Below are 18154 nucleotides of genomic sequence, written 5' to 3' on the forward strand. Positions count from 1 at the left end.
TGCAGCCTAGTCCAGATCCAGCAGCGAGGTTTCCAGCAGCATGTCGTCCTGCGCCTCGTCATCCTCGTCGATGATCGGCAGCCGCACCCGGAAGGTGGCGCCGCCGCCCGGCGTGTCCAGCACCACGATGCTGCCCTGGTGCGCCTGCACCACCTGCTGGGCGATGGTGAGGCCCAGCCCGGCCGAGCCAGCCTCCTTGCCGCGGAAGAACTTGTCGAAGATGCGCGGCTTGATGTCGTCCGGGATGCCCGGCCCATGGTCCACCACGTCCACATACACGTGATGGTCGTCCTGATGCGCGTCAATCCAGACCAGTGCCGGATCGTTGCAGACCCGCAGCGCGTTGCTCACTAGGTTGACGAACACCTGGTTGAGCCGCCCCGGATCCGCCACCACCTCCAGCGCGGGCGTGCGGACCCGGATGCTGTAATCGCGGCCCACCGCGCGCAGCAGCTCGCCCAGGTCCACGAAGTGCGGCTCGATGTTCTGCACCAGCTCGCCGCGCGTCAGCTGCAGCAGGTCGTTGACCAGGCGGGTCATGTTCTGGGCCACCCGCTGCGCGTCGCTGAGCGTCTGGCTGACCCCGATCTCGCGCTCCAGCCGCCGCAGGTAGCCGAGCAGCGCCGTGAGCGGCGTGCGCAGCTCGTGGCTGGTTTCCGCCAGGAAGGTCTTCTGCAGCGTCAGGGACTCGGCCAGCTGTTTGGCACTCTGTTCCAGCTGCACCCGCCGCTCCTCCGCAATGCGGTTGAGCTGCTCCACCTCCTCCACCCGCGCCTGCAGGCTGAGGTTCAGGCCGCGCACCTCCTCCTCGGCCTGCCGGCGCCGCTCGCGTTCGGCGGCCTCGGCCAGCGCCCGCCGAACGGCCGGGGCCAGCCGCTCCAGCCGCTGTTTGAGCACGTAGTCGGTCACGCCGCGCCGCAGCGTGTCCACCGCCACCTCCTCACCCATCGCGCCGGTCACGATCACGAACGGCAGGTTCGGGGCGGTGGCGTGCGCCTCCTCGAAGGCGCTCAGACCGTCGTAGGTGGGCAGCGAGAAGTCCGACAGGATCAGCTGCGGCTGAAAGTCGCGCAGGGCGGCCCGGAAGCCGGCCTCGTCCTCCACACGCAGCAGTTCCGGCTCCGGCAGCTGCTCTTCCAGCACGGCCCGCACCAGCTCATGGTCCAGCTCGCTGTCTTCCAGGTGCAGCACCCGCAGCGGCGCGTCGGGCATCATGCCATCACCTGCGCCAGTGGCAGCACTACCGAGAAACGCGCGCCCGGACCGTCCGGGAGGTCCGACTCGGCCCAGACCCGCCCGCCGTGGCGCGCGACGATGCGCCGCACATTGGCCAGCCCGATGCCGGTGCCCTCAAACTCGTCGGCACGGTGCAGCCGCTGGAACACCCCGAACAGCTTGTCCACGTACTGCGGATCAAAACCGACCCCATTGTCACGAATGCTCACGATTGTCTCTCCGGATTCAGTGTGTGCCCCGACCTCGATGACGGCCCGTTCGCGTGGGCGGGTGTATTTGAGGGCATTGGACAGCAGATTACTGTATACCTGCCGGATCAGCGCCGGGTCCCCCATTACGGTTGGCAGCGGCCCGATGTGCCACTCCACCTTCCGGTCCTGCTGATCGGGGGCCAGCTCACGCACCACCATCGCCACCACGCTGTCCAGCTCCACCGGCACCTGCCGCATCTCGGCGCGGGACGTGCGGGAGAACTCCAGCAGATCGTCGATCAGGACGTTCATGCGCGCCGCCGACTCGTTGATGATGTTCAGGTAGCGCTGGGCCTTGGCGCTCAGCCCGGCCCCGCCCGGCTGCTCGCTTTCCTTGCGCAGCAGGTCGGCAAAGCCGGTGATGTGGCGCAGCGGGGTGCGCAGGTCGTGCGACACGCTGTAGCTGAAGGCTTCCAGTTCGCGGTTGGCCGCGCCCAGCTCCGCGCTGCGGCTGGACAGCTCGTCGGTGCGCTGCCGCACCCGTTCCTCCAGCGTGGCGTTCAGCTCCTGCACGCTTGCCCGGGCCTGCTCGGCGCTGGCGTACAGCCGCCGGTTCTCCAGCGCCGTCACCAGCCGGCTGGCCAGTTCCTGCCCCACCTCCAGGTCGCGGGCGCGCTCGGCGTGCTGGAAGCCCAGCGCCAGCACCCCCAGCGAGTCGCCGCCCTGCAGTGTCAGCGGCAGCAGCAGCCCGCTGAGCAGGCCCAGCGGCTCCATCTGCTCGCGGCGGAAGCGCTGCACCGTGCCGGTGCCCAGCTGCTGCTGCACGAACGGACCGATGCGTGACAGAGCGGGCACCCGCTCCAGCAGCTGAGCGTCGCGCACCTGGACCACCGGCTCGTGCATGTTCTCGGCCAGCCACAGCGCGGCGGCGTCCGCGTAGGTGCTGGTCAGCAGCGTCAGCACCCGGCGCAGGTCGGCCTCGTCGGTGAGGCGCACGCTCAGCGCCTGACCCAGGTCCGCCAGCAGGCGGCTGGCCATCTCGCTGTACACCTGATCATCGATGTCCGTGCTGGTGCCCACCCACTCCAGTACCCGTCCCTGGGTACCGCGCACCGGCAGGCCGCGCGACACGAAGGTGCGGTAGTCGCCGGACGCGGAGCGCAGCCGGTGCTCCAGCTCGAAAGGGGTCTCGCTCTGGACGGCGGTCCGCCAGGTGTCCTGAAACCGCTCGCGGTCGGCCGGATGCACGTAAGGGGCCAGACTGCGCGTCCGCTGCTCCCCGCTGCCTTCGCCGCCCACATAGTCGGCCCAGCGCTGGTTGAGCAGGGTGATCACGCCCTGGGCATCGGTGAGCCACACGATCTGCGGCATGCTCTCCAGCACGCCCCGGTAGCGCTGCTCGCTGTCGCGCAGCGCCTGGGCCGAGCGCCGCCGCTCGCTGATGTCGCGGATCACCTCCAGCTGGCCCAGCAGGTCGCCCCGCTCGCTCAGCACCGGGTTGCGCTGCATCTCGCCGTAGAAAGTCTGTCCGCCCCGGCGCCGGAACAGGGTGGTCACCGTGTGTGGTCCCGGCTGGCGGTCCAGCTGCGCCAACAGCGCGTCGTCGCCGTGCAGTCCGGCCAGCGGGGCGCCCCGGATCTCGTGGGGCCGCAGCCCGAAGGAGCGCTCCAGCGCGTCGTTGGCAAACAGCACCTGCCCGGAGGGGTCCGCGAACACCGCTGTGTCCTGCATCGAGCGGAACACCGCCTCGAACTCGGCCCGGGAGCGTTCCAGCTCGGCGCGCGAGGCCACCAGCCGGCCATTCACCTCCTCGGCCTGCTGCCGCGCCCGCACCTGAGACTGGTTGGCCATCGCGGCCAGCAGCGCCACCGTAAATCCGGCCAGCAGCACCAGCCAGGGAGTGTTGGCGGCCTCGTCGCGTCCGAAGCCCGCAGGGGCAGAGAGCGTCAAGTCCCAGACCTGACCGGCAAAGGTCAGCTGATCAGTCAGCCGAAAGGGCGCGTTGGGCAGCGGCTCACCGTACAGGTTCTGCCCGTTCGCCTGCACATGCAGCGAGAGCGGGGTGGTGCCCCCCCGACCGATGATGGTGGGCAGCAGATGGGTCAGCTGCAGCGGCGCATAAATGTAGCCGCTCACCGTTCCCCGGTCCACGATCGGCAGGTACAGCAGCAGCCCGCGCCGGTCCTGTTCGCCCGCCGCCATGTTCATCAGGGTCACCCGGCCCGAGGCGCGCAGCTGCCGGGTGATGCGCGCCTGCTCCAGAGCGGCGCGGCGCACCGGTTCGCTGTACATGTCGTAGCCACGGGTCGCAGCGTTGACCGACGGGGTGATGTACACCACCGGCACCACATACGGTTGGATGCTGGCCGGATGCAGCTGAAGCGGATGCGCCGGATCACTGGCCTGCTGCCGGCGCACAAAGGCGTCCTTTTGCTCAGCCGGCACCAGCGGCGCGTAACCCACGCTGGACAGGCCCGGGTAGCGCTGCGGCAGGTTCAGGCCCGCCACGAAAGCCTCGAAGGTCGGCCGGCTCACCGGGCCGCTGGCCTGCCACATGGAACGGGTGGCGTTCAGGGCGTCGGAGATGCTGGCCAGCCGCTGGTTCAGCTCGCGCTCGTAGGCGACCACCTCGCGCTCGAAGCGCGTCTGCTGCTGCTCATGGACCAGCCGGGCCACCACCGCCGCCAGCACCGCGGTCAGCAGCAGCACCAGGGTCAGCACATACACAGGCGCCGCCGGCAGCAGCAGCAGGTGCAGCAGCCGCGCGCCCCGGCGGGGTGGCTGGCCCGGCGGGGTGTTCACGCTCCCGGCACCTCCAGCGCGTCCAGAAAGACCTGCACTGGCACCGCCTGTCCGGTCCACAGCTCAAAGGCGAGCCGCGCCTGATGGGCCAGCATTCCGAGGCCGTTGACGGCATGGAATCCGGCCGCCTCGGCGTCACGCATCAGCCGGGTCCGGGCGGGCTTATACACCATGTCGTAGACCAGCGCGCCGGGCGCCAGCCGGGGCAGGTCCGGCAGCGGCGTCTGCTCCGGGGCATCCAGCCCCGCGCTGCTCGCGTTGACGATCAGGCCGATGTCGGCCCAGGGCACAGCCTCGCGGCGGGCGGCAATGACCTGGAATTCGGCGCTGGGCGTCTGCCAGTCGGCGGCGAGTTCCTGAGCCTTCTGAAACGTCCGGTTCACGATGTACACCCGGCGTTCCTGGCCCCGCAGCGCATACACTGCCGCGCGGGCTGCCCCACCAGCCCCCAGCACGACCGCTGACGCGCCCGGCACGCCGCCCCCCGCTTCCCGCAGCGCCTCGATCAGGCCCGGAGCGTCGGTGTTGTCCCCGGTGAGGCGCCCATGCCTGTTGATGATGGTGTTCACGGCCCCGATGGTCCGGGCCGCCGGGCTCAGGTCGTCCAGCAGCGGCAGCACCGCTTCCTTGTGCGGCAGGCTCAGGTTGGCGCCCAGCACGTCGTCGGCGCGCAGCCCGGCCACCGCTCCGGCCAGCTCGGCAGGCGTCACCCGGCGCGCCTCATAGACGCCGTTCATCTGCACGCTCCGGAAGGCAGCATTGTGCATGGCCGGCGACCGCGAGTGGGCGGCTGGGTCTGCGAAAAGATAGGCCCGCTTCACTCCCGCAGTGTAGCTGGCATCCGTGGGAATCGGGACAGCAGGTGGGCGGGTGGGACGGCGGATCACGGCTGAGTTGAGCACCGCCCATGCCCGTGCGGGTGTGATGGGCCTGAGGCGGCATTCAGCGTGCCTGAAGCGTGCCCTGGCCGAGCGGCCCGAGGCGCATCAATGTGAACTGCCCCACGTCGGCCTGCGCCGCGCCGGATGAGAATGAGGACGTCCAAATGCGCGAAGCTACCTCCTCTCCCCCGGAACCAAGTCCGGGGGGGAGGCTGGCCTGTGGACGCGTGACATCACCGGACAGTCTGGAGTCCTCTTGAACGAACCCAACCTCAGTTCCGCCCCGCAGACCGGCACCGTCGCCCGTCAGATCGCGCTCCGCTCGCCGGAAGAGGCCAAGGCACTGTTTGGCGCTGGAGACGAGAACTTCCGCCGGCTGCGCGAACTGGCGCCTGCCCGGCTCACCGCGCGCGGCGAGATGATCAGCATTCAGGGCGAGGCGGCGCAGGTGGCCGCGTCCGAGCGGCTGGTGCAGGACGCGCTGGATCTGGTGCGCGGCGGCACCGAGCTGACCCCCGACGCCATCGCGCGCGTGTCGCGGCTGAGCAGCGAGGGCCGGTCGCTGGCGGCCGAGACCCAGGGCAGCCCGGTGCTGCCGCGCGGCATGAAACCCAAAACCCCGGGCCAGAAGCTGTACCTGGACCTGATTGAACGCTGCGACATCACCTTCGGGGTGGGTCCGGCCGGCACCGGCAAAACCTACCTGGCGGTGGCGATGGCCGTCAACGCCCTGAAGAACAAGCGGGTCAAACGCATCATCCTGACCCGGCCGGCGGTCGAGGCCGGCGAGAAGCTGGGGTTCCTGCCCGGCGACCTGCAGGCCAAGATCGACCCCTACCTGCGCCCGCTCTACGACGCGCTGTACGACATGATGGACCAGGAGAAGTTCGAGTCGTACCTGACCAGCGGCGTCATTGAGGTGGCCCCGCTCGCGTTCATGCGCGGCCGGACCCTCAACGACGCCTTCGTGATTCTGGACGAGGCGCAGAACACCACCGGCGAGCAGATGAAGATGTTCCTGACCCGCATGGGCTTTTCCAGCAAGGTGGTCGTGACCGGCGACGTCACCCAGATCGACCTGCCGCGCCACGTGACCAGCGGTCTGGCGATGGCCAAGCGGGTCCTGAGCCGCATCGAGGGCATCGGGTTCCACGAGTTCACCGACGTGGACGTGGTGCGTCACCCGCTGGTCGGCCGCATCATCAAGGCCTACGAGGCGGCCGAGGAAGCCGAGCAGGACCGCCGCGCGGCCCGGCGCGGCGACCTGAGCATCCCCGAGGACGAGGGCGACCGCAAGACCACCAGCTGAGTTGCTCTGCCGTGAGGCCGGCGGGAATGTCCCGCCTGCCTTTTTTTATGCCTGCTGGCGCTTCGTCTCGGTCAGCAGCCGCTTGAGCAGCTCCAGCTGACCCAGGTGGTAGCTGGTATGGTCAGCCACCAGCAACAGTTCGCACAGCAGCGTCTGCCCGTCACCGCCCTCCACCGGGGCGTGCAGGTCGCGGCCCGGATCGTCCATCAGGGCCAGCAGCGCCTCCAGATCAGCCTGTACCTGCTGCAGGCTCGCCTGCCAGCTGGACCGGTCGCCCGGCTGCTGGGCCGGCCAGTACTCGCGCGGCCACTCCGGTGCCCGGTACGCCGCCCCCTCCCGCACGAAGTTCAGGATGTCGCGCTGGGTGAAGCGCAGGTGCTCCAGCAGCGCCCAGGCGGTGTAGGGCAGCCCCGGCAGCGTGGTGTTGATGCGGTCGAGCGGATAGCCCTGCGCCACACCCTCCAGCGTCAGGTGGGCCTGGGGCCGGGTCAGCAGCGCCCGCAGCTGGCGGCGCAGCGGATCGGTGGTAGCGGGACTGGTCATGCCGACGAGCACACGCCGCGGCGAATGGTACCCTCGGGCCATGCTGTTCCCTGCGCCGGTCGTGGGCCGCTTCGCGCCCAGCCCCACCGGACCGATGCACCTGGGCAACCTTCGAACGGCGCTGCTGGCGTGGCTGCACAGCCGGGCGCTGGGCGGCCGCCACCTTTTGCGCTTCGAGGATCTGGACACCGGCCGGGTGCGGCCGGGCGCCGAGCAGACTGCCCGCGACGACCTGAGGTGGCTGGGCCTGGACTGGGACCGGGAGGTCCGGCAGTCGGCGCGGCTGGCGCTGTACCGGGACGCGCTGGAGCGGCTGCCCACCTACCGCTGTACCTGCACCCGCCGCGAGATTCTGGAGTCGGCGGGCGCCCCGCACGGGCCGGAGCTGGTCTACCCCGGCACCTGCCGGAACGGGTGTCTTCCGGGCCGCCCCGGCGCGCTGCGGTGGCGGGTGCCGGACGAGACCGTGTGTGTGCGCGACCACTGGACTGCGGAGACACTCTGCCAGCACCTGCCGACCGAGGTGGGCGACGTGGTGCTGCAGCGCAACGACGGGGTGTACGCCTACCACCTCGCGGTGGTGGTGGACGACGCCGAGATGGGCGTGACCGACGTGCTGCGTGGCGCGGACCTGTGGACCGCCACGCCCCGGCAGGTGGCGCTGCAGCGGGCGCTGGGCTGCCCGGAGCCGCGTTACTGGCATGTGCCGCTGATGACCGACTTCCAGGGCGAGCGGCTGGCCAAACGCGGCGGCGCGCCCAGCGTGCAGCAACTGCGAGCAGGTGGCGCCGCACCCGCAGCGGTCCGCACCACCCTGATCCGGTCGCTGGGCTGGGAGACTGATGAAACCGCCGATCTGGACGCGCTCCTCCGGCTGTACCGACTGAAGGTGCTGGAACCCGCCGCGCTCCAAACTTAGACAACTTGTCTAAGTTTCTGTGCTGGCCTAACGACCGTTGGGGCTAGCCTGGGGTATGCAACTTCCATCTTACCCGCTGCCGGATGCGCGGGGCCGCTACGGCCGTTTCGGGGGCCGGTACGTGCCCGAGACACTGATCCCAGCGCTCGACGAACTGGAGGCCGCCTACGCCGAGGCCCGGCAGGACCCGGCCTTCCTGGCCGAGTACGAAACCCTGCTGCGCGAATACGTGGGCCGCCCCAGCGGCCTGTATCTGGCCCAGAACCTGACCCGGCTGGCTGGCGGCGCCACCATCTACCTGAAGCGCGAGGACCTGAACCACACCGGCGCCCACAAGATCAACAACTGCATCGGGCAGGCGCTGCTCGCAAAGCGCATGGGCAAGCGGCGCATCATCGCCGAGACGGGCGCGGGGCAGCACGGGGTGGCCACCGCCACCGCCTGCGCCCTGATGGGCCTGGACTGCATCGTGTACATGGGCGCCGAGGACATCCGCCGCCAGAACCTCAACGTGTTCCGCATGAAACTGCTGGGCGCCGAGGTGCGCGAGGTCACCAGCGGCACCAGCACCCTCAAGGACGCCACCAACGAGGCCATCCGCGACTGGGTGACCAACGTGCGCGACACCTTCTACATCATCGGCTCGGTGGTGGGGCCGCACCCCTACCCCGCGATGGTCCGCGACTTCCAGAGCGTGATCGGGGAGGAAGTGAAGGTGCAGCTTCAGGCGCTGGAGGGCCGCACCGTGCCGGACGCGGTGGTGGCGTGCGTGGGCGGCGGCAGCAACGCCATCGGCATCTTCGCGCCGTTCGCGTATCTGCCTGCTGAAGAGCGTCCCCGGCTGGTGGGCACCGAGGCGGCCGGCGAGGGCGTGGACAGCGGGCGGCACGCGGCCAGCGTGGCGGGCGGGCGCATCGGGGTGCTGCACGGCGCCATGATGTACCTGCTCAACGACTCGGAAGGCCAGATCGAGCACGCGCACAGCATCAGCGCGGGCCTGGACTACCCGGGCATCGGGCCGGAGCACTGCTACTACAGCACCGAGGGCGTGGCGGAGTACGTGCCGGTCAGCGACGCCGAGGCGCTGGCCGCCTTGCAACTGCTGGCGCGCGAGGAGGGCATCATTCCGGCACTGGAGTCGGCGCACGCGATCCACGCGGCGATGCAACTGGCCGCCGAACTGGGGGCCGGGAAGACCATCGTGGTGAACCTCTCCGGGCGCGGTGACAAGGACGTGGCCGAGGTGGCCCGGCTGCTGCAGGCCGTGGAGGCCGAGGGGCAGACGGCGGTGAGCGCATGACCACCCTGGACGCCCCCACCCGCACCCAGCGCATCCACGCGGCCTTCCAGCGGGCCGCCGACCAGGGCCGCGCCGCCTTCATTCCGTTCATGACCGCCGGCTACCCGGACCAGGACCGCTTTCCGGCAGTGGCGGCCGAGCTGCTGGCCCGGGCCGACCTGATGGAGATCGGCATTCCCTTCTCGGACCCGCTGGGCGATGGCCCCACCATCCAGCGGGCCGGCGAGCAGGCGATCCGGGCCGGCACCAGCACCCGCCGCACGCTGGAGTTCGTGCGGCAGCTGCGCCCCACCACCGACGTGCCGCTGCTGATCATGACTTACATCAACCCGGTGTACGCAGTGGGCCCGGAGGAATTCATGCGGCTGGCGGCCGAGGTGGGCGTGGACGGCCTGATCCTGCCGGACCTGCCGCCGGATCAGGACGACGAGATCCGCGAGCTGGCCACCCGGCACGGGCTGGCCCTGACCTTCCTGATCGCGCCCACCAGCACCCCGGCGCGGGTGAAGCTGGTGACGGAGGCCTGCACCGGCTTCGTGTACGCGGTCAGCGTGACCGGCGTGACCGGCGCGCGTGAGGGCAACGCGCTGGGCGAGGTGCCGGCGCTGGTGCAGCTGGCCCGCCAGCACACCCAGCTGCCGGTGGCGGTGGGCTTCGGCGTCAAGGACGCGGCCACGGCTCGGGCGGTGGCTCAGGGCGCCGGCGCCGACGGCGTGGTGGTGGGCAGCGCGTTCATCGCGGCGCTGGAGCACGGGCAGCCCCTGGGCCCGCTGGCCGACGAGATCCTGAGCGGCTGCGGCAAGTAAAGGCGCCGCTCAGGGGCCGGGCGCATTCAACGGCGCCCGGCCCGCTGCGTCTGCCCTCAGCCGCCGCTGCTCCCAGCTGAAGACCCGTTTGAGCAGTGTCCGGAGCGCGAAGACAGCCACGAACATCCCGATCTCCGGCCAGCTGTGCAGCTCGATGGTCCGCAGCAGCGTGGCGGCCACCTTGAAGTTCAGGCCCGCCAGCGCGCCCTCGGCCACCAGCAGGCGGGCGGCGGTGATGCGGGTGCCCGCCTGCCCGCGCAGCAGGGTCAGCAGGGCGGCCACGGCATACCCCACCACATACAGGCTCCCGACCGCCTCGATCAGCAGCGAGACGGTGCGGAACGGCAGGCCGTCCACCTAGCCGCCCTTGATCGGCGTGTGACCCTGGACGGCCCGCTGGCGCTCGGCGTTCTGTTCGATCTCCTTCTGCAGGAAATAGTTCAGGATGGTCCGCAGCGCGGCGATGGCAGCCAGCTTCCCGATCTCGTCCCAGCTGGGCGCGATGGCGGTGCGCAGGATGTCGGCGGCCAGCTCGAATTCCAGCGCCACCGCCAGCCAGCGGGCCAGCCGCAGCCGCACGCCCTCCTTCGCCTCGTCCGGAGCGGCGGGCCGGGCCAGAAACACGCCGAGCGCACGCCAGGTGGCCTCGATGGCGGCAAAGGCGATGATGATGCCGGCCGCCGCCTCCACACCGGAGGCGAGGTAGCCGGTCCAGGCCTTGAACAACTGCTCCATACCGCCACTGTAGTGGCCGGAGGCGAAGTATCGTCACCCGACATCTTGAGTCAGCCCTGAGGCTTCTGCGCCACGAACAGGGTCCGCAGGAAGGGGTAGTAGACCTCCGGGTCGGGCCACTCGGCCTTCAGTCGGGCCAGATACGCCGCCTCGAAGCGCGCCCCATCCTCCGGCGTCAGGCGGCCCAGGTACGGCACCAGCGCCGTGCCGCGCACCCAGTCCAGCACCCCTTCCGCGCCCGGCAGCACCACCGGATACACCCGGCTCATCGCCACGATGTCTGTGGCACCCAGATGGTGCAGCACCTCGGCGTACTGCACGGGCGTCAGCACCGGGCTGTGCCCGGCCACCGGCCCGAAGCGGGTGAAGCCCGCCAGTTCCTCCCGGAACTCGTCGGCCGTCTCGCTGAGCAGGCGGTGGCTGGGGTGGTCGTGATTGCTCGGCACCTGCACGGCCAGCATCCCTCCCAGGTTCAGGTGGGGCCAGAGTCGTTCCAGCAGCGCCGGGTGGTCCGGGAGCCACTGCAGCGCCGCATTGGAGAACATCAGGTCGAAGGTGCCGTGCAGGTCCTGAAGATCCGCCTGCTGAAACGTCAGGTTGGGCGCGTGATGCTCCGACGCGCGGGCCAGCATCTCCGCGCTGCTGTCCAGCCCCAGCACCTGCGCTTCTGGAAACTGCCGGCTCAGGGTCAGGGTGTGCTGCCCGGTGCCGCAGCCCAGGTCCACCACCGAACGGTACGGGTGCGGCGGCAGCAGGGCCATCAGGTCGTGGGCGGGGGCGTCACGGGCGGTCCGGTGGCGGTGGTAGACGTCCGGGTTCCAGGTCATGGCTCAGGGTAGGCAGGCGGAAGGAGTCGGTGTGCGTACTCTGGTGGTAACAGACCCACGAAGTGGCGCACCTCCACTGTTCGACACAAAAAGGGCCGCCCCACCCGGAGCGGCCCCTTCCCTGCTCAGCTCAGTTGTGGCTGATCATCTCCACCCGCTCCAGGTAGGCTTTTCCGCCCTCCAGCTCGGCCTCGAACCCGCTGGCCTGCCCGAAGGTGAGCGTCTCGGCCAGCGTCTCGGACATCAGGTATTCCTGCCACGCCTCGGCCGCCTCGCGCGCGTCGTCCTGCAAGTCCAGGTGCAGGGTGATGCGGTCCTGTACCTCGAAGCCCGCCCGCTTGCGGCCGTCCTGAATGCCGCGCACCAGGTCGCGGGCCAGGCCTTCCAGCACCAGCTCGCGCGTCAGTTCCGTGTCGAAGGCGACCAGGTAGCCGGCCTCCTCCATCGCGGCCAGGCCCTCCGGGCTGCGGGCGTCCACCAGCACCTCGTCCGGCCCCAGCTCGAAGCGCTCGCCGGTGGGGGCCACCACCTCGAACTGCTGCCCGTCCCGCACCGCCCGAGCGATCTCGCTGGCATCGGCCTGCTGCAGCGCGGCCCGCACCTGCGGCACCGCCTTGCCGAACTTCTTGCCCAGCACCGGCAGGTTGGGGCGCAGCTGGTAGCTGACCACCTCCGCGAACTGGTCCAGCAGCTCCACCTCCTTGACGTTCAGCTCCTCCTTGATCTGCTCCGCGAAGCGGCCCAGGGCGGCCGTCTGGTCGGTGGTGCGCGCCCGCAGCAGCACCCGAGGCAGCGGCTGACGCTGACGCAGGTTGGTCTGACCGCGCACCGCCCGGCCCAGGCCCACCACCCGCAGCACCGCGTCCATCTCGGACACCAGCGGCGCGTTCAGAACCGCCTCGTCCACCACCGGCCAGCTGGCGAGGTGCACGCTCTCGGGGGCGGCGGGGTCCACGCTCCGCACCAGGTTCTGGTACAGCTCCTCGGCCAGGAAGGGCGTGAAGGGAGCGGTCAGCAGCGTCACCGTCTTGAGGGCGGTGTGCAGGGTCGCGTAGGCGGCGGTGTCCACCTGCCCGTCCCCGCTCCAGAAGCGGCGGCGGTTCCGGCGCACGTACCAGTTGCTCAGGTCCTCCACCACGAAGGCCTGCAGCGCGCGGCTGCTGCCGGTGGGGTCCAGGTTCTCCAGCCGCTCGGTGACGGTCTGCACCACTGCCTGCAGCCGGGCCAGCAGCCAGCGGTCCACCTCGGGGCGCTCGTCCACCGCCGGAGCGCTGGACAGGTCCGGCCGGTCCAGGTTGGCGTACAGCACGAAGAAGCTGTAGGTGTTCCACAGCGTCAGGAAGTAGCTGCGGAACGACTCGCCCACCAGGTTCATGCCGAAGCGGCGGCTGAGTTCCGGCGGGGCCGACACGAACATGTACCAGCGGGCCGCGTCGGCGCCGAATTCCGCGAACACGTCCCAGGGGTTGACGATGTTGCCCCTGGACTTGCTCATCTTGTTGCCCTTCTCGTCCAGGATGTGCCCGGAGCAGATCACGCTCTTGTAGGCCACGCTGTCGAACACCATCGTGCCGATCTGGTGCAGGCTGTTGAACCAGCCGCGCGTCTGGTCGATGGCCTCCGCGATGAAGTCGGCGGGGAAGCGGCTCTCGAACACCTCGCGGTTCTCGAAGGGGTAGTGGTGCTGCGCGAACGGCATGCTGCCGCTGTCGTACCAGACGTCCAGCACGTACGGCACCCGCCGGAACAGCTTGCCGTCCCGCTCGAAGGTCACGTCGTCGATGTAGGGCCGGTGCGGATCGAAGCTCGCCTGCGCCACGTCGTCGCGGCCGGTCAACGCCGCAAGTTCCTCGTAGCTGCCGACCACGTGGTACTCGCCGTCCTCGGCTTCCCAGACCGGCAGCGGGGTGCCCCAGTAGCGGTTGCGGCTGAGGTTCCAGTCGATCAGGTTCTCCAGCCAGCCGCCGTAGCGCCCGTTCCTGATGTGCGGCGGGTGCCAGTCGATCTGCTGGTTCAGCTCGATCAGCCGGTCCTTGAGGCGGGTGTTGTTCAGGTACCAGCTCTCGGTGGCGTAGTACATCAGCGGGGTGCCGCAGCGCCAGCAGTGCGGGTAGCTGTGCACGAAGTTCTTCTCGCGCCACATGATGCCGCGCTCGCGCAGGTCCCGGACGATGGCGGTGTTCGCGTCGCGGAAGAACACGCCCGCCCAGGGGCCGTACCGGTGCTTGCCCGCCTCATCCACACCCACGATGACCGGGAAGCCGTAGTTGCGGGCCAGCCGCATGTCGTCCTCACCAAAGGCCGGCGCGGTGTGCACGATGCCGGTCCCGTCCGTGTCGGAGACGTAGGTGTCCAGGCCGCTCGTCCACACCGGCTTGCCCTCGCCCTCGGCGTCGTAGGCCTCGGTGAAGGGCGGCCGGTACGGCACGCGGTCCAGCTCGCGCCCGGCAAAGCTGGTGACCACCTCGGCGTCCTCGCCCAGCACTTCCGTCAGCAGGCTGCGCGCCAGAATCAGCACCTTGCCGTGCTCGTCCTTCGCGGCCACGTACTCGAAGTCCGGGTGGATCGCCACGCCCACGTTGTACGGCAGGGTCCAGGGGGTGGTGGTCCACACCAGGAAGGCGCTGCCGTCCGGCAGGCCCAGCGCCTGCGGCTCCTTCAGGTCGAAGGTGACGTAGACGCTGGGGTCCTGGATGTCCTTGTACCCCTCGCTCACCTCGGCGTTGCTGAGCGTGGTGCCGTCCTTGGGACAGTACGGCGCCACCCGGAAGCCCTTGTACAGCAGGCCCTTGCCGTCCAGCTGCTTGAGGCTCCACCAGATGCTCTCGATGTACTCGCGGTTGAGCGTCATATAGGCGTCGTCCAGGTCCACCCAGTACGCCATGCGCTCGGTGAAGCGCCGCCACTCGTTCTCGTACTCGAACACGCTGGCGCGGCACTCGGCGTTGAACTTGTCGATACCGTAGGCCTCCACCTCGCGCTTGCTGTTCAGGCCCAGGCGCTTCTCCACGCCCAGTTCCACCGGCAGGCCGTGGGTATCCCAGCCGGCCTTGCGCGGCACGTGGTAGCCCTGCATGGTGCGGAAGCGCGGAAACAGGTCCTTGAAGCTGCGCGCCTGCACGTGGTGGATGCCCGGCAGGCCGTTGGCGGTGGGCGGTCCCTCGTAGAACGAGAAGAGCGGCTGGCCCTCGGTCTGCTTCAGGCTGCGCGCGAAGATGTCGCGCTCCTGCCAGAAGCGCTGAGTCTGCTCCTCCAGGCTGGGAAAATGCGGGTTCTGCTGCACGGGTTTGAACATAGGGACCTCGTCGGGAAGGGTGGAATCCGGGGCACGGGCGGGAAGGTTCAGGCGGGCCACACCGCTGGAGAAATTCGCGTGAGGGCGAACCGGACCAGTCTGCGGTGCTGTTTCATGTGTGCCCTCCCCTCGGACCGCCGCGACAAACGACAACGGCGCGTCTCAGCGTGTGTGCTGGGACGCGCCGAAAAGGACCTTTTCGATGCGTGGTACCACCCAACTTCGTTGCCCGCAGGCAACCTCGTTCTGCTCACTGCCGAGGAGCGTCCGGGAGGGTCTACTGGGCCGCTGTGGGCGGCGGTTCTTCCTCCGGCGCGGGAGGTGATGTTCGGTCGCGGGGCCGCTCCGTCAGGCTCTCACCGTCCCTGACTCGCTCGTGGTGGCTGTCCACGCCTACTGTCCTCACGTTCGCCTGCTGAACTGTCAGCCCACCTGGGGCTGCCTTCATGCTAGGGGCCTGGCCCGGCCCGGTCAAGCGGGCCGCTTCCATTCCTGAGCAGCGGGACAATGTTTCATCCCGTTTTGTTTTATTCTGAAGGTGTCTTCCGCCCAATGCGCCGGAACAAGGCTGCCCGGCTGGCCCTGCCACCGGTGCACACACCCTGCCCCTCATTCAGGCGTGCAGAGAGGAGTTTCATGACCGAGTTAACGTCTGCCCTGCGGGAACCCATCTTCCAGTACAACGAGCTGCAGCAGAAAATTCTCCCGGAACTGCACCTGATCGCCGCCAACCTGGGCATCGAGCAGTACCGCAAACTCAAGAAGGACGCCCTGGCGCTGAGCATCATGGAGCGTCAGGCGGAGCGCGGCGGCCAGACGCTGGCCCGCGGCTACCTGGAAATCGCGCCGGACGGCTACGGCTTCCTGCAGTCGGACCTGCTGGACCAGAACTCGCGCAGCGTGCTGGTCACGGCCGGCGTCATCAAGCAGTACCACCTGCGCACCGGCGACGAGGTGATCGGGCGCGCCCGCCGGCCGCGCGAGAACGAGCGCTACGGCACCCTTTCGCAGGTGGAGGCCATCAACGGGCTGGACCCGGACGCGGCCCGCGCTCGTCCGCGCTTCGATGACCTGACGCCCACCTTCCCGGAGCGCCAGCTGGTGCTGGAGGAGCCGGGCCGCGACGACGGGCTGGCCCTGCGGGTGGTGGACCTGCTGACCCCCATCGGCCTGGGGCAGCGCGCGCTGATCGTGGCGCCGCCCAAGGCCGGTAAAACCACCCTGCTCAAGAAGATCGCCAACAGCATCGTGCGCAACTACCCGGACGTGACCGTGATGGTGCTGCTGGTGGACGAGCGCCCCGAGGAAGTGACGGACTTCCGCGAGAGCGTGCAGGGCGCCCAGGTGGTGGCCAGCACCTTCGACGAGCCGCCGCAGAACCACGTGCGGGTGGCAGAGTTCGTGCACGAACGGGCGCGGCGCATCGTGGAGGAGGGCGGCCACGTGGTGATCCTGCTGGACAGCATCACCCGACTGGCCCGCGCCAACAACCTGGTGACGCCGCCCACCGGCCGCACGCTCTCGGGCGGTCTCGACAGCAACGCGCTGCACTGGCCCAAACGCTTCCTGGGCGCGGCCCGCAACATCCGCGAGGGCGGCAGCCTCACCATCCTGGCCACCGCCCTGGTCGAGACCGGCTCGCGCATGGACGACGTGATCTTCGAGGAGTTCAAGGGCACCGGCAACTCGGAACTGGTGCTGTCGCGCCGGCTGGAGGAGCGCCGCGTGTTCCCGGCCCTGGACATCCTGAAGTCCGGCACCCGCCGCGAGGAGCTGCTGCTGGCCCCCGAGGTGCTGCAGAAGATGTGGCTGCTGCGCAAGGTCATCTCGGACATGGACCCGGCCGACGCGATGGAGATGCTGCTGGGCCGCATGAACAAGACCCGCAACAACCAGGAGTTCCTCTCGGCGCTGGCCGGCAACTGAACCGGAACAGCCAGGGGCGGCCCACGTGTGGGCCGCCCCTGTTCTGTGTGCCGTGAAAGCCCGCTTCAGACTTCCGCGAACTGTTCCACGAAGCGCTCCTGGGCCTCGGTGGGGACTGCACCCGCCCGGGCCGTGCGCACCACGTCCAGGGCCTGTTCCGCGTCCATGCCCGCCTGGATCAGCAGGCTGGCCGCCAGCACGCCGCCGCGCCCGCGTCCGCCCAGCCCGTGGACCGCCACCGTCTCACCGTCCAGCAGCCGGTTCATCACCTCGTCCACGAAGGCGGTGTAGGCGCGCAGGTCGGCGGGCACGTCCGGCATGGCGTGGTGAATCACATCGAAGCCGATGTCATCGGCCTGCGCGTCGTAGCGGCCTAGGCCGTTGGCCTTGGCCTCGTTCACGCTCAGCAGCGACACCAGCGTCTGCACGCCGTAGTCATGCCGCAGCCGCTTCAGGTCGGCCTCCAGGTCCCGGTTGTGAATGCCGCCCTGCCGGCCCGGGGCGGCGCTCAGGCCCAGGTGTCCGGGCCACAGTGAAGTCTCGATCCAGTCCACCCGCAAGGGGGGTTCTTCGGTCGTCATATCGGTCAGGATACGGGTTCCGGCCACTCCGGACCTGAGAAGCCGCTCCACCCGGATTTACAGCCCACGGAAGGGGCGCCGGCCCAGCCGCTACACTCCTGCCATGACTGCACCCCGACCCGTCACGCTCATCACCGGTGCCAGCGGCGGCATCGGCTCGGCCCTTGCCCAGCAACTGGACGGCCACGACCTGCTGCTGCAGGGCCGCGACGAGGCGCGGCTGAAGGCCCTGTGCGCCGAGCTGCCGCACGCCACGCCGCTGCTGCTGGACCTGCACGCCCCGGAGCGTTTTGCCGCCGCCATCGCCCCGTTGGAGCGCGTCACCAACGTGATTCACAACGCGGGCGTGGTGGAGCTGGGGCCGGTGGCCGGGCAGGATTACCACATCTGGAGCCAGACGCTGGCGGTGAACGTGGTGGCGCCCGCCGAACTGACCCGGCTGCTGCTGCCGCTGATCCGTGCGGAGCGCGGCACCGTGGTGTTCGTGAACAGCGGGGCCGGACTGGCGGCGAGCCCCGGGTGGGGCAGCTACGCGGCCAGCAAGTTCGCGCTGCGGGCGCTGGCCGACGCCCTGCGGGCCGAGGAGGCGCCACACGGCGTGCGCGTCACCACCGTGTTCCCGGGCCGCACCGACACCGCCATGCAGCAGAAGGTGGTGTCGCAGGAGGGCGGCCGCTATGACGGCGGCTTGTTCCTGCAGGCGGGCACGGTGGCCGACGCGATCCGCTACGTGCTGGAGCTGCCCCGGGACGCCGTACTGCCGGAGCTGAGCCTGAGGCCGGGGCCGCGCTGACCCCGCCGAT

The 18154-nt window shown here is 69.8% G+C and carries 15 protein-coding genes; 6 read left to right on the forward strand and 9 right to left on the reverse strand.

Annotated elements, in window-relative coordinates; translation table 11 throughout:
• Positions 1-6: 6 nt before the first annotated feature.
• Genes ABOD76_RS18315 through aroE form a run of 3 tightly spaced genes read right to left on the reverse strand, consistent with a single transcriptional unit; the run spans position 7 to position 4996 of the window.
• Entirely contained in the window at positions 7-1215 is a 1209-nt protein-coding gene (locus ABOD76_RS18315; protein ID WP_350243394.1) for an ATP-binding response regulator, read from the reverse strand.
• Positions 1212-4229 (reverse strand): CHASE domain-containing protein, encoded by a 3018-nt coding sequence (locus ABOD76_RS18320; protein WP_350243395.1) that lies wholly within the window; start codon positions 4227-4229, stop codon positions 1212-1214. The genes ABOD76_RS18315 and ABOD76_RS18320 overlap by 4 nt, the downstream gene beginning before the upstream one ends.
• Positions 4226-4996 carry a shikimate dehydrogenase gene (gene aroE, locus ABOD76_RS18325; protein ID WP_350243396.1) on the reverse strand — a complete coding sequence of 257 codons (771 nt, stop codon included), beginning with the start codon at positions 4994-4996 and terminating at the stop codon, positions 4226-4228. Before aroE ends, ABOD76_RS18320 begins: the two co-directional genes overlap by 4 nt.
• Positions 4997-5420: 424 nt before the next feature.
• Between aroE and ABOD76_RS18330 the strand changes: the two genes are divergently transcribed.
• Complete coding sequence (locus ABOD76_RS18330) at positions 5421-6419, forward strand: PhoH family protein (protein WP_350245305.1); 999 nt, start codon at positions 5421-5423, stop codon at positions 6417-6419.
• A 45-nt stretch (positions 6420-6464) separates the two neighbouring features.
• Here the strand turns inward: ABOD76_RS18330 and ABOD76_RS18335 are convergent, their stop codons facing one another.
• Positions 6465-6962 (reverse strand): DinB family protein, encoded by a 498-nt coding sequence (locus ABOD76_RS18335; protein WP_350243397.1) that lies wholly within the window; start codon positions 6960-6962, stop codon positions 6465-6467.
• Between the two features lie 40 nt (positions 6963-7002).
• Here ABOD76_RS18335 and gluQRS point away from each other — a divergent pair, with 40 nt between their 5' ends.
• Genes gluQRS through trpA form a run of 3 tightly spaced genes read left to right on the forward strand, consistent with a single transcriptional unit; the run spans position 7003 to position 9987 of the window.
• Entirely contained in the window at positions 7003-7881 is an 879-nt protein-coding gene (gene gluQRS, locus ABOD76_RS18340; protein ID WP_350243398.1) for a tRNA glutamyl-Q(34) synthetase GluQRS, read from the forward strand.
• A 55-nt stretch (positions 7882-7936) separates the two neighbouring features.
• Positions 7937-9181, forward strand: coding sequence for a tryptophan synthase subunit beta (gene trpB / locus ABOD76_RS18345; RefSeq protein ID WP_350243399.1), 1245 nt, complete (start codon positions 7937-7939; stop codon positions 9179-9181).
• Positions 9178-9987, forward strand: a complete 810-nt coding sequence (trpA, locus tag ABOD76_RS18350) for a tryptophan synthase subunit alpha (RefSeq protein WP_350243400.1) — start codon at positions 9178-9180, stop codon at positions 9985-9987. Before trpB ends, trpA begins: the two co-directional genes overlap by 4 nt.
• A gap of 9 nt (positions 9988-9996) precedes the next feature.
• Here the strand turns inward: trpA and ABOD76_RS18355 are convergent, their stop codons facing one another.
• The 4 genes from ABOD76_RS18355 to ileS form a co-directional block, all read right to left on the reverse strand.
• Positions 9997-10344 carry a DUF1622 domain-containing protein gene (locus ABOD76_RS18355; RefSeq protein WP_350243401.1) on the reverse strand — a complete coding sequence of 116 codons (348 nt, stop codon included), beginning with the start codon at positions 10342-10344 and terminating at the stop codon, positions 9997-9999.
• Positions 10345-10722, reverse strand: a complete 378-nt coding sequence (locus tag ABOD76_RS18360; RefSeq protein ID WP_350243402.1) for a DUF1622 domain-containing protein — start codon at positions 10720-10722, stop codon at positions 10345-10347.
• Between the two features lie 50 nt (positions 10723-10772).
• Positions 10773-11549, reverse strand: coding sequence for a methyltransferase domain-containing protein (locus ABOD76_RS18365; RefSeq protein WP_350243403.1), 777 nt, complete (start codon positions 11547-11549; stop codon positions 10773-10775).
• A 130-nt stretch (positions 11550-11679) separates the two neighbouring features.
• Positions 11680-14844: an isoleucine--tRNA ligase gene (gene ileS / locus ABOD76_RS18370; RefSeq protein ID WP_350243404.1), complete on the reverse strand. Its 3165-nt coding sequence runs from the start codon at positions 14842-14844 to the stop codon at positions 11680-11682.
• Between the two features lie 636 nt (positions 14845-15480).
• Between ileS and rho the strand changes: the two genes are divergently transcribed.
• On the forward strand, positions 15481-16770 hold the full coding sequence (gene rho / locus ABOD76_RS18375; protein WP_350243405.1) for a transcription termination factor Rho: 1290 nt from the start codon (positions 15481-15483) through the stop codon (positions 16768-16770).
• Positions 16771-16835: 65 nt separating this feature from the next.
• Here the strand turns inward: rho and ABOD76_RS18380 are convergent, their stop codons facing one another.
• Complete coding sequence (locus tag ABOD76_RS18380; RefSeq protein WP_350243406.1) at positions 16836-17351, reverse strand: phosphatase domain-containing putative toxin; 516 nt, start codon at positions 17349-17351, stop codon at positions 16836-16838.
• 103 nt (positions 17352-17454) lie between these two features.
• On the opposite strand from ABOD76_RS18380, the gene ABOD76_RS18385 reads away from it, so the two are divergent.
• A complete protein-coding gene (locus ABOD76_RS18385; RefSeq protein ID WP_350243407.1) occupies positions 17455-18144 on the forward strand; it encodes an SDR family oxidoreductase in 690 nt (229 codons plus the stop codon).
• The last annotated feature ends 10 nt before the right edge of the window (positions 18145-18154 follow it).

It is taken from the genome of Deinococcus sonorensis KR-87, from assembly GCF_040256395.1.
In the GTDB taxonomy this organism is placed as follows: Bacteria; Deinococcota; Deinococci; order Deinococcales; family Deinococcaceae; genus Deinococcus; species Deinococcus sonorensis.

What these genes read in the sequence shown, in the direction of transcription:
- ABOD76_RS18385 (WP_350243407.1), top strand. Translation starts at nt 17,455, where the DNA reads ATGACTGCACCCCGACCCGTCACGCTCATCACCGGTGCCAGCGGCGGC.
- rho (WP_350243405.1), top strand. Translation starts at nt 15,481, where the DNA reads ATGACCGAGTTAACGTCTGCCCTGCGGGAACCCATCTTCCAGTACAAC.
- trpA (WP_350243400.1), top strand. Translation starts at nt 9,178, where the DNA reads ATGACCACCCTGGACGCCCCCACCCGCACCCAGCGCATCCACGCGGCC.
- ABOD76_RS18315 (WP_350243394.1), bottom strand. Translation starts at nt 1,215, where the DNA reads ATGATGCCCGACGCGCCGCTGCGGGTGCTGCACCTGGAAGACAGCGAG.
- ileS (WP_350243404.1), bottom strand. Translation starts at nt 14,844, where the DNA reads ATGTTCAAACCCGTGCAGCAGAACCCGCATTTTCCCAGCCTGGAGGAG.
- ABOD76_RS18365 (WP_350243403.1), bottom strand. Translation starts at nt 11,549, where the DNA reads ATGACCTGGAACCCGGACGTCTACCACCGCCACCGGACCGCCCGTGAC.
- ABOD76_RS18335 (WP_350243397.1), bottom strand. Translation starts at nt 6,962, where the DNA reads ATGACCAGTCCCGCTACCACCGATCCGCTGCGCCGCCAGCTGCGGGCG.
- ABOD76_RS18360 (WP_350243402.1), bottom strand. Translation starts at nt 10,722, where the DNA reads ATGGAGCAGTTGTTCAAGGCCTGGACCGGCTACCTCGCCTCCGGTGTG.
- gluQRS (WP_350243398.1), top strand. Translation starts at nt 7,003, where the DNA reads ATGCTGTTCCCTGCGCCGGTCGTGGGCCGCTTCGCGCCCAGCCCCACC.
- ABOD76_RS18380 (WP_350243406.1), bottom strand. Translation starts at nt 17,351, where the DNA reads ATGACGACCGAAGAACCCCCCTTGCGGGTGGACTGGATCGAGACTTCA.
- aroE (WP_350243396.1), bottom strand. Translation starts at nt 4,996, where the DNA reads ATGCACAATGCTGCCTTCCGGAGCGTGCAGATGAACGGCGTCTATGAG.
- trpB (WP_350243399.1), top strand. Translation starts at nt 7,937, where the DNA reads ATGCAACTTCCATCTTACCCGCTGCCGGATGCGCGGGGCCGCTACGGC.